Here is a 14,397-nt window from a genome sequence, read left to right as displayed (position 1 = left end):
CGATGAAACAGGGCAATATACTCTCAACCATCCCGGCCGATCTTCCGGAAGAGTTGAGTGAGCTGCTTGTTCACAACAGCAACCTCCGCATCGAGCGTATCGTATCGAGAGGGCACCGGTCGGATGAAGGATTCTGGTACGATCAGGATGAGGATGAGTGGGTACTGTTGCTTCACGGCTCCGCCCGCCTGCAGTTTGAGGACAAGGTGCTGACCATCTCTGCGGGGGATCACATCTTAATACCTGCGCATACCAGGCACCGTGTCTGCTGGACCGATCCCGATGTCGAGAGCATCTGGCTCGCCATCTTCTCCAAAGAGCCCCTCCGCTGAGAGGAAAATAAACGCCGCCTTTTGCAGCCGCCGTCAAATCAGGCTATGATCTTATAACTGAAATCTGCGACACATGGAGGAGAAGCGATGTTACGCATAGCAAGCATCCTGATAGCAACTGCCACTGCCCTGAGTGCTTTCTTTGTCACGCCGGCCAGTTCCGAAGAGTTCAAGCCGCTGAACATCTATTACGTCCGCCACGGAGAAACGCTTGGCAACGTCACCCACAAGCATGGCGACTACTATGATCGAACCTTCTCCGAAGAGGGGGCACGACAGGTTGCAGAACTGACAGCCAAACTTGATGAGATCGAGTTCGATCATATTGTTACCAGCCCCAAATACAGGGCCATGAACACGATTTTTCCTTATCTGAAAAAGCACAACCTGAAGGCTGATATCTGGCCGGAACTGGCCGAATGCTGCTGGCAAAAGGAGCGGGGAGACAAGGCGACGCGTATCGGCAGGGACGACCACATCGAAGTGGAGCCTGGGATGCAGCCCTATTTCACCTTTGCCGAAAAAACAGACTCCCGCGAATTCAAGGCGCGCAACTATGGCGATGGCTTGCTGATGGTCTCCCTGGCTTATGAGCGGCTGCTCAAAAACTACAGCGGCAGCGGCAAAACCATTCTGGTTGTTGGCCACTACCACTCCGGAGGCCGCCTGATCGAGATGTTGCAGGGCTACTATCCGGAAGGGAACTACCAGCTGTGGAATGCGCGAATCACCCAGCTGCAGGAACAAGAAGATGGTAGTTTCAGCCTGATCGCCAGCAACTACTGAGCGGCCATGGATAAGACCATGGCATTAAAGCTGCTGCTGGCCTGCATCCTCTGCCTTAGCCTGATCACCGGCGCCGTGTTTCTGTTCCAGTGGCTTACTTCATGAACCTCAACGACCGCTTGAACCGAAGGCCGGAAATGGGCACTCACCAAATAGTTCAAAAGATGGTGTCAGGGCTCCCTGACTTGAGGGGTGTCGCTTTCCCTGTTTGATTCGGCCTGTTGAATCGGCCCAATCGCCTCTGGTTTCGGTTCCGGCTCTTTGCCGCCGAAGAAGGTACGCAGCTTTCTGAACACCAGCTTGATACCGCGCCAGAGCTTCGGCAGCAGCCAGATCATCAGTACGATAAACGCCAGCATCAGGGCCAGGAAAAGGGTCGGATGGTTCAGTGCCGTCCACAACCCTGCCACCACCGCCACATCCTCAAGGATCGAGGCGGTCCAGTTGGAAAAAGGTTCGGGGGAGGTGTTGATCAGCGCGCGCGATCCCGCCTTGGCCGCGTGTGTTGTGGCCGCCAACCCGCCACCGAGAATGGCAGCCGCCAGGCCCACAACCGGATCAACCTCACCGACCGCGCCGGCGGCCATCATGGCTCCGGCAGGAATGCGTACAAAGGTGTGCATGAGATCCCATCCCGTATCGACACCCGGTATCTTATCGGCGAAAAATTCAACGAAATACATCGCACCGGCAGCAAAAAGCACCAGCGGATCGGAGAGAATCTCCAGTCCGGGCGGCAGATCGATACTGCCGGTTGAGCCCATCAGCCCCAGAACCAGAATAGCTGCATAGAGATTGATGCCGCTGGCCCATGCAGCACCCATGGTCAGTGCAAGAACCGCAGCGATCTGATCAAGCTGTTCCATAACACGCTCCTCGCCCGGAACAAATTCCGGTTACAGAGCCATGATTATCGTTAACGGCAGTTGCTGCAACGGTTTAATTTGAAACAGCCGGGGGAATCTCTACCCCGGCATCTTCTCAGTTTCGTACAATTAGCGAGGGGTAGATATCATCCGGAACCTGCTGACCCATCATCTCGAACAGGGTTGCAGCCAGATGCGCAAGCCCGGGCTTTGTCTCGATGGTCTGCTCATCATCCGGCTGGCGCAGATTGTAGGAACCGTCATAAGTCGGATCGAACAGGATGCATGGCACCGGATTGATCGAGTGCTTGGTAGAGGCCTCTTGCGCCCCGTCCTTGGCAAACACCAGCATCTCCTCGGCATTGCCGTGATCGGCCGTGATCAGGGCTTTTCCACCCGCTTTTTCAAGGGCATCGACGATACGCCCTACCGCAGCATCGACGGTCTCAATCGCTTTGATGGCAGGCGCCATCATGCCGCAGTGTCCGACCATGTCGGCGTTGGCAAAGTTGATCAGCCCGAATCCGTACTGATCCGACTCAATCAGTTCAACAGCCTTGTCTGCAATCTCGTTCGCCTTCATGGCAGGCGCATCGGCAAAGGAGACCTTCTTGTCCGAGGGGATCAGGATGTAATCCTCCATTGCAGGATCGAGCGGCTGGCGGTAACCGCCATTGAAAAAGAAGGTAACGTGCGGATATTTCTGCGTTTCGGTCAGGCGGAACTGCTTGATGCCGAGGTTGAGGATACGCCGCCCGAACGGGTTATCGACCTTGGTCGGCCCCATCAGCTGCAACTTTGGCAGGTTGCGATCCTCGTCGTAAACCATCATGCCGGCATAGAGAACATCAGGGCGGTTGCCGCGGTCAAAACCGTCAAAGTCGACAAGCTCGAACGCTTCAGTGATCTCGATGGCGCGGTCGCCGCGGAAATTAACCATCACCACAGCATCGCCGTCCTGCATGGCGCCAACCGGGTGATCTGCTTCGTCGACGACGACAAACCCCTCCATGTCCTGATCGATCAGGTCGGGCTTTTCGCTTCGGAAATGGTTGATGGCTGCCATCATGGAAGGGAAGTGGTGACGACCCTTGCCGTGTACCATCAGGTTCCACCCCTCCTCAACCTTGGCCCAGTCGCGGTCGCGGTCCATGACAATCCGCTCCCTGCCGCCGCCGCTGGCGAAGTGGTAGTTGAAGCCCTCATGGCTGTTGATAAAGGTGAAATCCTCTTCCAGTTCGCAGACAAATTTCTGGGCGGTCTGGATACCGACATCGCGCCCGTCAAACAGCGCATGTACACGCAGTGACTTGATGCCGCGCTCGAAGGCGTGGTTGATCAGTGACTGGAAGTGGTCGAGATGAGAGTGGATATTGCCGTCGGAAAGCAGCCCGATCAAGTGGATCGTGCCCCCTTCATCGCCCGTTGCCATCACCTGCTTCAAAGCCTCGGAGTCGAAAAAGGAGCCGTCGGCAATGGCTTTATTGATACGGGTGGGGCCCTGATCGAGTATCTCTCCGGCGCCCATGGTCAGGTGTCCCACCTCGGAGCCGCCCATATCCTTCTTGGCAGGCAGACCGACAAATGGTCCGTGCGTCATCAGCGTGGTATGTGCACAGCTGGACCAGAGGCGGTCGAAGACAGGTGTACTGGATTGGGCAATTGCATCCTCGGGGCCGCCGGAGCCCATGCCCCAGCCGTCCATAACGATCAGCAGTACCGGTTTTGCGCTGTTACTATTCAAACCAACCTCTCTTCAACATTCAGCCATTTCAGGCTTCAGCAGCACATCCAAAGCATGCGGGTCAAAAAGTTTTTTATCCACTCTCAGAAATACCGCATTCTCTTCCGGCACCACCTTCGCCTCGAAAATACCCGCAAGTTTCAGGATTTCCGCCTCAAGCAGCTCAGCATCAACATCAGATTCCACATGTGCCATGACAGTCGAGCGCATCACCGGCATCTTCATGCCGGCAGCAACAACCAGCCAGATCAATCCCAACATGGCTGCGCCGTAAAAAACGCCCTGCACATCAAAATGGCCATAAAACCAGCCACCGACCGCACCGCCGATAAAAGCGCCGAAAAACTGCGATGTGGAGTAGACCCCCATGGCCGTGCCCTTGGCATCGATCGGTGCCATGCGCGAGATCAGGGACGGCAGTGTAGCTTCCAGCACATTGTAAGCGATAAAGAAGAGCAGCAGTGCTGCAATGACAGAGAACATCGAATCGTGCCAGAGCCCGAGCAGGATGCAGGAAACCGTAATCAGGCTGATACAGAGAAGGAATACCTGCTTCATCTTCTCCTTCTTCTCGGCAATGATTATCAACGGCACCATAAATACGATCGCCACCAGCAGTACCGGCAGATAAACCCACGGGTGATCAACAGCATCAATACTCAGGTGATCGCGCAACACAAAGGGAAGCGCGATAAACAGCGCCATCATGATACTGTGCAGAATCATAATGCCGAAATCGAGCCTGAGCAGCTGCCCATCCTTCAGAATACGACCGAATTCACCGGGTACCGCCTCGACATCACAGTGCATGGAGAGGTGATCGGGATTGGGAACCAGCAGGAAGAGCACAGCAATGCCCAGCAGCGCAAACAGGGCTGTAAGCCAGAAAATGCCGTCCACACCCACCCAATTGTTAAGCATAGGACCGGCAATCAGCGCCACGGTAAAGGAGAAACCGATCGTCATGCCTACTACGGCCATCGCCTTGGTGCGCACCTCTTCACGCGTCAGGTCGGCCAGCAGTGCCATCATCGCCGCAGCAATCGCACCGGAGCCCTGCAGGGCGCGCCCGACAATGACCATCCAGATCGAGTCGGCCATCGCAGCCACCACACTGCCGACCGCGAAGATCAGCAGGCCACCTGCAATGACCGGTTTCCTGCCGATACGATCGGAGAGCCAGCCAAACGGAATCTGCAGCATCGCCATGGTAAAACCGTAGATACCGAGCGCCAGGCCGATGGTGGTAGGTGTTACCCCTTCAAGCCCTTCGGCATAGAGCGCAAATACCGGCAGAATAAGGAACAGCCCGAGCATGCGCAGGCCATAGATGCCCGCAATGGAAAATACACTGCTTTTTTCAGCTGAATTCATTAACACGACACCTCATCTCTGCAACTGCTGCTTAAGCCGCGCGGCATGATAGCACCAGAGCCGTCCGGAAGCATGTGGCAGAACGGATTTTATCCCTTAATTGTCATGTGGCTAAAAACATCGCTTGCCCGTGCCTGCAGAGGGCGGCAGCATTTTCTGCAATGTTTCCTGAAACCGCCTCTCCCACCACCACCTTTGTCATTGCCGTACTGATTGCCACGGCAGCACAGATGCTGGCCAGCCGCTTCCGCTTTCCGCCGATCCTGCTCTGGCTGCTTGCCGGCATGGCGCTGGGCCCGTTCGGCCTGCATGCCATGCATGTGGAGACGATCGAGGCGGCGTTGCACACGCTGATAGAACTTGGCCTTGCCATTATCCTCTTCGAGGGGGGGTTAAGCCTTAACCTGAAGGAGTTAAGGGCCAACGGCTGGGTGGTTGGCCGTATGGTCATCTTCGGACCGTTATTGACGATCCTGATTGGCGCCACGGTCGCCAACATGATGACCGGTATCGACTGGCCGCTGGCGCTTCTGTTCGGCGCGCTGGTCTCGGTGGGTGGACCCACCGTGATCCTGCCGATCATTCGCCAGATGCGTCTGGGGCGTAAAATCAGCCATGTCCTAACTGCCGAGGCGATGCTGATCGATGTGGTCGGCGCCATCCTGGCCATTGTATTCCTGCAGCTGGCACTCACTCCCGACATTCCCAACCTGATCGTTGCGCAGGAGATCCTGCTGAAAATTGTTGTCGGTTTCTTTATCGGCCTGGCAGGCGGCCGCCTGCTGGCCATGCTGCTCTCCAGCGAATGGAGCCGGGATGTCGAAATCCGCACCATTCTTACCCTCTCCTCGGTATGGGGCGTTTTCCTGCTCTCCGACAGCATCAGTTCGCAGGCAGGCCTGCTGGCTGTGCTGATGATGGGCGCAACCCTGCAGCGCATGGAGGTTCACGACATCCAGCGCCTGAAACACTTCAAGGGCAGCCTCTCAATGCTGCTGATCTCGGTACTGTTCGTGCTGCTGGCCGCACATATGGATCTGGGCGTCATGGTCGACTACCTCTATCCGGGCCTTCTGATCTTCGCGATCCTCGTCTTTTACGCCCGCCCACTGGCCATACTGCTCTCCACCTTCGGCAGCCACCTCTCCTTTAACGAGAGCCTGTATCTTGCCGGCATGGCGCCACGAGGTGTGGTCGCTGCAGGTATCACGTCGCTGTTTGCCCTGATCCTGAAAGAGAATGGCAACCCCCAGAGCGATATGCTGGTCGCTCTGGTCTATATCATCATCATCTCCTCCGTACTCGGTTACAGCCTCTTCGCCAGGCCTTTGAAAAAACTGCTCTCCATCGATGGTGGCGATGAGCGTTCGGTACTGATCGTCGGCGGCGGCCAGATTGGCGCAGAACTTGGCCGAGCCCTGGGTGAGGATCGGGAGGTTCGATTCCTCGATCTCAATAGTGAAGTGGTCACCAGCCTGCAGCGTTCCGGTTACAACGCGATCTGCGGCAATGCGCTTGATCCGCTGTTCTGGGAGATCATCCATGCCGAAGAGATCGGTGCAGTGATTGTCATGACCGGCTCCTCCGACCACAACCTGCTGATAGCAAGGCTTGCCAGCGAAAACTTCCACACCCCTGAAATCTATGTCGCCCTGCAGGAGGATGGTGCCGAGAAGCACAGCAACCTGATCCACCAGCTGCAGGCGCGCAGGCTCTTCGCCAAACCGTACAACTTCACCTACTGGAACGATCAGGCTTACCGCAAACGTCTGCTGTTTGAGTCCCGATTCATTGAAGAGGATTCACGACTGATCGGAGAGAAGATGTGCGACGTTCGCATTCCGCACGGCGTACAACCTATTGCCATTGTGCGTGAAGGCAAAACCCTGATCCCGCATGACAACCTTAAATTCGCCGCTGGCGACGAGATCAAGGTACTGATGCGCCCCGATCGCATGCAGGAGGGGCAGCCGCTGATCCTGCCTCCGGCCAGCAAGCTGCAAGAAGAACCTAAAGACGCCTGATCCACCATGCAGCTGCGTACAAGGTTTGCCCCCAGCCCCACCGGGCTGCTGCATGTCGGCAACGCCTATTCAGCCCTGCTCTGCCGGCAGTGGGCTCAAGAGAACGGTGCCGAGCTGCTGCTGCGCATTGAAGATATCGATCATACCCGCTGCCGGCCGCAATTTATCGAATCCATCCTGGAGGATCTGGCCTGGCTGGGAATTGAATGGCCGCAACCTGTACGCATTCAGAGCAGGCACCTTGAGGATTACCGCTCCGCCATCCATCGTCTTCGCGAGCTCGGTGTCATCTACCCCTGCTTCTGCACCCGCAAAAGCATCCGCCAGGAGATGGAGCGTATGGCTCTTGCTCCGCACGCGGGAGATGTCGCAGGCCTCTATCCCGGTATCTGCCGTGATCTCTCCGAGGGCGAGCGGGCAAAACGCATGGAGAAATATCCCTTTGCATGGCGCCTCGATATCGGCAAGGCGCTGGCAAAGGTAGAATTACCGCTTATCTGGCGTGAAGCGGATGGTACTGCCCAGGCTGCATTGATCGATCATGACGAGGTGATTGGGCGCAAGGATATCTCCTTCAGCTATCACCTCTCCGTCGTGGTCGACGACGCCATACAGGGAATCACCGACATCATCCGCGGAGAGGATCTCAAAGCGGCTACCGGCATTCATCGCCTGTTGCAGAGGCTACTGGAGCTGCCCGAGCCGACCTACCATCACCACCGCCTGCTGAAGACCACATCAGGCGAACGGTTGGCCAAACGCAATAGCGCAACCACACTTGCCAGCCTGCGCGGGATGGGTATCGCGCCCGAACAGCTGCGTGGCTTTCTGCTCAATCAGCAACAGCCTGTCTGGCCGTTTGCAGAGCAGGATAATAACAATAATCGTGAAAAGATCGTGCGTTTACTTGGCAACAGCTGATTGTGTGCCATCATTGCGCGCAAATTAAGAGAAAGAGCGGGAATACATTTTGAAGACAGTACTCGACCTGATCGGCAATACGCCGATGGTGCAGATACAGCATATGACCAGCCACCTGCCAGACAACATTCGCATTCACGCCAAGCTTGAGCGCTTCAATCCGGGTGGTTCGGTAAAGGATCGCCCTGCCCTATGGATGATCCGCGAAGGCCTGAAAACCGGCAAGCTGGACAAAAGTAAAATCATTCTCGACTCCACATCCGGCAATACCGGTATCGCGCTGGCGATGATCGGAGCAGCCATGGGTTTTCGCGTGCGGCTGGTGATGCCGGGCAATGTTTCGGATGAACGCAAGCGCATCTGCCGCGCCTTCGGTGCCGAACTGATCTTCTCAGACCCGCTGGAAGGGTCCGATGGCGCCATCGTTGATGCGCGCAAGATCTATGAAGAGGATCCCGATCACTACTTCAAGCCGGATCAGTATAACAACCCCTCTAATCCGCGCGCCCATGAGGAGTCGACAGGCCCTGAGATCTGGCGCGATTCCGAAGGCAAAGTTACCCACTTCGTAGCCTCCATGGGCACATCCGGAACCATGGTTGGTACCGGCCGCTACCTGAAACGGATGAATCGTGATATCCGAGTAATTGCAGCGGAGCCCGACTCCCCTTTCCACGGCATCGAGGGGCTGAAGCATATCGAATCGAGCATCGTGCCGGGTGTTTACGATGCTGCCGTACATGATGAGAAGATCGGCATCGACACCGACGAAGCCTACCGCTTCACCCAGCGCCTTGCCGCTGAAGAGGGTATCCTCTGCGGCCAGTCCTGTGGTTGCGCACTGGCAGCAGCCCTTAAGGTTGCGGAAAAGCTGGCGGCGGAGGGCAAAGCAGGAGAGATTGTCGCCATCTTCCCCGACGGCGGTGAAAAGTATCTCACCACACCGGTCTTTGCCGGCAGTGACCGCGTCTCTTATGCGGAAGGTATTTAAATATTGATACTGAAAGCTGTTTCCGTGACACGAACAGAATCAGAGAGGAGCGATCATGGAACAGCAGCAGGACAAGGACAAAATCACCAGATATCAGAATATCGCTTTCGCAGTACTCGTTGCGCTTCTGGCCGTTAGCATTCTGATCACCTTCGCCCTCGGCTAAACGCACTGCCGGTTGCATCTGCAGTCTTGTTTTCTCTCAGCTTCGAATCCTGTTCGGGGAGCCGTACAGGACTCGAACGAGGAAGAGCTTCCGATTCAGCGGAGAGATGAAACCCAAATAAATAGCGGGCCGCAAATGCGGCCCGCTATTTTTCCCCTTCCCGGGAAACTTGTCAGGCCGAAACGGCCCGAATAACCTCAGCCAGTGTAAGCGTTTGCTGCTCGCCGCTTGCCATATTCTTCAGCGCCACCTTGCCGGCAGCCATCTCATCGCCACCGATGACAGCAACAAATCGGGCCGCCTCGCGATCGGCCATCTTGAACTGCCTCTTGGCTGCTCCGCCACCGCAATGAACAACCGACAGTCCGGCAGCACGAAGACCGGAAGCCTGTGTGAGCGAGTAGTTGATGGACTCAGCACCCAGAGCCACCACGGCCACATCGATGCCTGCAGCTTCATCATCTTCGAGCAGCATGGCAAGGCGCTCAAGACCTGCCGCGAAGCCGATGGCGGGTGTTGCAGGCCCGCCAAGGCTCTCGACCAGGCCGTCGTATCGACCGCCAGCCAGTACGGTGCCCTGAGCTCCAAGCTGGTCGGTGACAAACTCAAAAGCGGTCCGGTTGTAGTAATCAAGACCGCGCACGATGCGGGCATTGAGTTGATAGGGAACGGCGAGTGCATCCAACCCCGCTTTCAGGCCGGTGAAGTGAACATCGCAGGCATCGCAGAGGTGGCCGACCATCTCAGGCGCATCGGTCAATGCCGCCTGGCAGGAGGCCACCTTGCAATCGAGCACGCGCATCGGGTTCTTGGTGATACGGTCGTTGCAGGTTTCACACAACCTGTCGGCACGGGCGTTGAGATATTCAACCAGTCGGTCGCGATAACCGGGACGGCACTCAGGGCAACCGAGCGAATTGATCTCCAGTCTTAATCCGGCAATGCCAAGCTCAGTCAGGAACGCCTGCGCCATCGCCAACACTTCCGCATCCTCGATCGGGCCGGAGGCGCCGAACAGCTCCATCCCGATCTGCTGGAACTGCCGGAGCCGCCCCTTCTGCGGTCGCTCGCGGCGGAACATCGGGCCGATATAGAACCAGCGCTGGGCGCCGGAGCGGGTCAGCCCCGCCTGCAGGTAGGCGCGCACGGCCCCGGCCGTACCTTCCGGGCGCAGGCAGATGTGATCCTCGCCCTGGTCGACAAAGCAGTACATCTCCTTGGAAACGATATCGGTCTCTTCACCGATCGAGCGCACAAAAAGCTCGGTCGGCTCAAGCACCGGCAAACGCACCTCGGAACAGGCGAAGGTGCCAAATATCCTGCGCGCAGCAGACTCCACCCTGCGCCACTTACGCACCTCATCGGGCAAGCCGTCATGGATACCTCGAATACTCTGCAAACTTTTTCCAGCCATTTATGATTCCTTTTCCTGTCGCTTGGCAGCCGCACGCTGCTCGATCTCAGCCACCAGCTGGTCGAGGATCGCATCCTGCCTGATCTTCTCCGACTTCTCGCCGTCACGGTAGAGCATATGCACCGGATAGCCACCGGTAACGCCCACCTCGGCCTCCTTTGCCTCACCCGGCCCGTTGACCACACAGCCGATCACAGCGACATCGATATTCTCGTGGATATGCGCCACGCGCTTCTCGAGCTCCTGCACGGTCTCAATCACATTGAACTTCTGGCGCGCACAGCTCGGGCAGGCGATCAGGTTCACGCCGCGATGACGCAGACCGAGCGATTTAAGGATCTCGAAGCCGACGCGTATCTCCTCTTCGGGTGCCGCTGCCAGTGAAACGCGGATCGTATCGCCGATACCGTCGGCCAGAAGCAGACCCAGGCCAATAGATGATTTCACCGTACCGCCGAACAGGCTGCCTGATTCGGTGATGCCGAGGTGCAGCGGATAATCAACCTGTTCAGCCAGCTTGCGATAGGCAGCCACCGTCATCGGGATGTTACTCGCCTTCAGTGAGATCTTGATATCATTGAAATTCATATCCTCGAGAATATGGATATGGCGCAGTGCCGACTCCACCATCGCATCGGCACACGGTTCGCCATACTTCTCGTCCAGATCCTTTTCAAGCGATCCGGCATTAACTCCGATACGAATCGAGATGCCGCGCTCGGCTGCAGCCTTCACAACCCGCTCGACGCGGTCGCGCGAACCGATGTTGCCGGGATTAAGGCGCAGGCCGTGCACGCCCGCATCAAGGGAGGCAAGGGCCATCTTATAGCTGAAATGGATGTCGGCGATGATCGGAACGCTGGTCTGGTTGATAATCTCCGGCATCGCCGCTGCAGATTCCGGATCAGGCACGGAAACACGTACAATATCGGCACCGGCACTCTCCAGCCGCTGAATCTGCGCCACTGTGGCATCGATATCGGTGGTCAGCGTATTGGTCATCGACTGCACCGCAATTGGTGCATCGCCGCCCACCTTTACACCGCCGACATCGACCTGCCTGCATTTTCTTCTTGGTTGTACGATCTTATCCTGCATATTACTCCACGTCCGGGATGGGGTCGTTATCCTTCTGAGAGCGCAGCAGATTCAGTCGCTCTTTCAGCTGCCTAGCACGGTGCAGCGCTTCAGCATACTCCGACTGGCCCGGCATCAGAGTCACGGCATCGCGCCAGAAAGCAATCGCTTTATCGAGCTCCTCTTTCTGAAATGCCTCACTTCCCTGCTCAAACAACTGCTGGGCCCGGGCAGCAATCCTGCGATCGAGCTGGCTGGCGAGCTTTGCAGCGCCCTGACCGCCACTTCTGCGGTAGCGCTGCAGCAGCTGCCTCGCCTCCATCAATCTCCCTTCCTGTATCGCATCACTGATCTGGCTGGCAGTGACTGTCTTGTAGGCCGACACCCGCTTCACCACCACCATGCTCTTCTTGGCAGTCGCCTCCGGCTCCAGCTTCAACTCTGCAGGCAGCTTCTGTCGGATCTCGGCCATAAGGCTTTTACCGCTATCTGAATTGGGCTGCAGGCGCAGATGCGACTCGATTTCCACATAGGCGATCTCAGGCCTGTCTTCGCGCAGATATCGCCTGGCTTCGTCATAGGCATCATCGGCACGTTCATCGAGAAGCTGATTGAAGATTTTTCGTTGGCGAAGGAATACCTCATCCTCACTGTCCAGCCCTTTGGGCGGATCGTAAGCGGCCAGGTTCTGCATCCATGTAGCATCCTCTTCGCGACGCTGGCGCAACAGCCGGTCCAGACGCAGCTGACGCATACGGGTCTCCATCTCAACCCGCTTCTGCTCCATCTGTTCAGGCTTGATCGTCACATCTTTAGCCTTGCCATAGGCATCCATGGCTGCATGCCATTTCTGCTCCTTTTCAAACTGCCTGGCAGACCTCAGGTAGTGCACAAAAATGCGGCGGCGGGCAGGCTCAATTTTCTGATCGAGAAGTTTGTGTGCGGCTGCATAATCGCGATGCTCTTTGTCCAGTTCGAGCACACGCTCACGCGCCTGCATAATCAGGCCGCGTTCAAAATCGCGCTTGATCGACGCATAGGAGTTCAGCAGCGGGAAGCTGACACCTGTGTCGATGCCGGGGCCGTTTTTGACACAGGCGGTGACAAACAGCGTCAGCAGAGCAGTGATCAGAATCCGTTTCAACAATTCAGACATCTCCTTCCATCTTCTGTACATCCTCGGGAAGCTGAAGGTTGAAGGCCAGATCGACGACATGTTCGATATTTCGCTTCACCTGTTCGCTCTTTACTTCCACCACGCCAAGCTCGAGATCATGGCTTACACCCTTGATATCCTGTTCGCCAATACTTCTGAAACCAAAACCGGGGCCAAGCTGCTCAAAGGTGGCGCGCGACATTACCAGTTCTCCCCCCTCTCCGACACTACTCATGCGTGAAGCGACATTTACCGCATCACCGATAATCGTGTACTCCAGCCGTTTGGCAGCCCCGATATTGCCGGCAATGGCCTGACCGCAGTTCAGGCCTATTCTGAATGAAATCGGCTCGCCATCGAAACGAACAACGCCCAGCTCCCTGCAGGCCACCGCAATGGCAAGGCCGGCCTTGGCGGCATGTCTGGCATGATCCTTGTCGGCAAAAGGATGGTTAAACACAGCCATCACGGCATCGCCGATATACTTGTCCACGTGGCCGCCGTAGTAGGCAATAATTCTATTGAATACCTCGAAGTGCGTATTGAGGACATTAACCACCTCTTCAGTATCGGTGATCTCGGAAAACGAGGTGAAGTGGACCATGTCGGCAAACAGAACTGAAACCTCCTGACGGTGGTTCTCGAGTTTCATCTGCCCCCCCTCGAACACATCCGTCACCAGCTTCGGATTGAGGTAACGCTCGAACACATTGCGCAGCGCCTCCTTATGCAGAAGCTCTTTCGCCATCATATTGAACTGGGAGATTGCATCGGAGATCTCATCGTTTCCGCGCACAGGCATCTTCACGTGGTAGTCGCCGCCGGCCACTTTACCCGCAGCATTGGCCAGCATCTCGAGGCGCTGACTCATCTTTCCAGCCAGCCAGTAGACCCAGAGTGCCGAGATCAGAACGACGATCAGGGCGCCAAGCAGAATCTCTTTCACCAGCTGACTGGCGATCTCCTCCCATGCCTGTTCGGAAAAGTGAACAGCCACCTCGCCGAGATCGGTCTTGGCATAACGGACACTCTTGGCATACCAGAGCGCTCCGATTGACAGTTGCTGCACCTTGGTGCCGTTGATTTGTGCCGATGAAAGCGCCTTGCCGTCACCGACCTCACCGTAGCGCCGGACGCCGCCATCCACCTTTTTCAGCAACACGCCGAGCACCGTCGGCACCTTCTCAAGGAAGCCCTGCACCACAAGGTCCGTCTCGGCACTGCTGCCGGAGAGCATCGGCAACTTCAACTCATCGGTGAGCCTGTCGACCTGCAACTCGGCCTGGGCGGCCTGGCTTTCCAGCCATGCATCGCGTTCGATATCCAGAATGACAAAGAAGAGTACAACGACAGACAGGGCAACCGTGAACCCCACAAGCATCGTCCAGCGCAGACGAATTGGAATGCGCGGCGCAAATTTCGCCTCCGCTCTGGCCTGAGGTTCAGCACTCTCCTGTTGGGTTTTCGGCGGATTCAACTCTTGCTCGCTCACAGCTCCACTCTATCGAAAGTGCTTTTCGGGGCAACGCCGGAAAACAGGCTCGCC

12 protein-coding genes are annotated in these 14,397 nt (G+C 56.7%); 5 read left to right on the top strand and 7 right to left on the bottom strand.

The genetic code is table 11. From position 1 onward, the window contains the following. Positions 1–2 precede the first annotated feature (2 nt). Positions 3–332 carry a cupin domain-containing protein gene (locus tag Ga0123462_RS01655; RefSeq protein WP_100264701.1) on the top strand — a complete coding sequence of 110 codons (330 nt, stop codon included), beginning with the start codon at positions 3–5 and terminating at the stop codon, positions 330–332. 87 nt (positions 333–419) lie between these two features. Continuing rightward, entirely contained in the window at positions 420–1,118 is a 699-nt protein-coding gene (locus tag Ga0123462_RS01650) for a histidine phosphatase family protein (protein ID WP_100264700.1), read from the top strand. A 170-nt stretch (positions 1,119–1,288) separates the two neighbouring features. Here the strand turns inward: Ga0123462_RS01650 and Ga0123462_RS01645 are convergent, their stop codons facing one another. The 3 genes from Ga0123462_RS01645 to Ga0123462_RS01635 all read right to left on the bottom strand — a co-directional run bounded on the left by Ga0123462_RS01645 (position 1,289) and on the right by Ga0123462_RS01635 (position 5,102). Then, positions 1,289–1,984 (bottom strand): DUF4126 domain-containing protein, encoded by a 696-nt coding sequence (locus Ga0123462_RS01645; protein WP_100264699.1) that lies wholly within the window; start codon positions 1,982–1,984, stop codon positions 1,289–1,291. 115 nt (positions 1,985–2,099) lie between these two features. Continuing rightward, complete coding sequence (gene gpmI / locus Ga0123462_RS01640) at positions 2,100–3,728, bottom strand: 2,3-bisphosphoglycerate-independent phosphoglycerate mutase (RefSeq protein WP_232726510.1); 1,629 nt, start codon at positions 3,726–3,728, stop codon at positions 2,100–2,102. A gap of 12 nt (positions 3,729–3,740) precedes the next feature. Then, positions 3,741–5,102: an MFS transporter gene (locus Ga0123462_RS01635; protein ID WP_100264698.1), complete on the bottom strand. Its 1,362-nt coding sequence runs from the start codon at positions 5,100–5,102 to the stop codon at positions 3,741–3,743. Positions 5,103–5,263: 161 nt separating this feature from the next. Between Ga0123462_RS01635 and Ga0123462_RS01630 the strand changes: the two genes are divergently transcribed. The 3 genes from Ga0123462_RS01630 to Ga0123462_RS01620 are packed head-to-tail and all read left to right on the top strand — an operon-like array spanning position 5,264 to position 9,038. Beyond that, the gene (locus Ga0123462_RS01630) at positions 5,264–7,126 is read left to right on the top strand and encodes a cation:proton antiporter domain-containing protein (RefSeq protein WP_100264697.1); all 1,863 of its coding nucleotides are present in this window, start codon (positions 5,264–5,266) and stop codon (positions 7,124–7,126) included. Positions 7,127–7,132: 6 nt separating this feature from the next. After that, entirely contained in the window at positions 7,133–8,047 is a 915-nt protein-coding gene (gene gluQRS / locus Ga0123462_RS01625) for a tRNA glutamyl-Q(34) synthetase GluQRS (RefSeq protein WP_100264696.1), read from the top strand. 49 nt (positions 8,048–8,096) lie between these two features. Beyond that, the gene (locus Ga0123462_RS01620) at positions 8,097–9,038 is read left to right on the top strand and encodes a PLP-dependent cysteine synthase family protein (protein ID WP_100264695.1); all 942 of its coding nucleotides are present in this window, start codon (positions 8,097–8,099) and stop codon (positions 9,036–9,038) included. 338 nt (positions 9,039–9,376) lie between these two features. On the opposite strand, the gene hisS is transcribed toward Ga0123462_RS01620, so the two are convergent. Genes hisS through Ga0123462_RS01600 form a run of 4 tightly spaced genes read right to left on the bottom strand, consistent with a single transcriptional unit; the run spans position 9,377 to position 14,343 of the window. Further along, positions 9,377–10,618, bottom strand: a complete 1,242-nt coding sequence (gene hisS / locus Ga0123462_RS01615) for a histidine--tRNA ligase (RefSeq protein ID WP_100264694.1) — start codon at positions 10,616–10,618, stop codon at positions 9,377–9,379. Further along, positions 10,619–11,716, bottom strand: coding sequence for a flavodoxin-dependent (E)-4-hydroxy-3-methylbut-2-enyl-diphosphate synthase (ispG, locus tag Ga0123462_RS01610; protein ID WP_100264693.1), 1,098 nt, complete (start codon positions 11,714–11,716; stop codon positions 10,619–10,621). Position 11,717: 1 nt separating this feature from the next. After that, the gene (locus tag Ga0123462_RS01605; RefSeq protein ID WP_100264692.1) at positions 11,718–12,851 is read right to left on the bottom strand and encodes a hypothetical protein; all 1,134 of its coding nucleotides are present in this window, start codon (positions 12,849–12,851) and stop codon (positions 11,718–11,720) included. Beyond that, complete coding sequence (locus Ga0123462_RS01600; RefSeq protein ID WP_232726507.1) at positions 12,844–14,343, bottom strand: adenylate/guanylate cyclase domain-containing protein; 1,500 nt, start codon at positions 14,341–14,343, stop codon at positions 12,844–12,846. Before Ga0123462_RS01600 ends, Ga0123462_RS01605 begins: the two co-directional genes overlap by 8 nt. Between the last annotated feature and the right edge of the window lie 54 nt (positions 14,344–14,397).

Origin of the sequence: Mariprofundus ferrinatatus (assembly GCF_002795825.1) — a bacterium.
Classification (GTDB): Bacteria; Pseudomonadota; Zetaproteobacteria; order Mariprofundales; family Mariprofundaceae; genus Mariprofundus; species Mariprofundus ferrinatatus.
The sequence above is the reverse complement of the archived record's forward strand: the minus strand, read 5'-3'. Positions and strand labels throughout refer to the sequence as shown.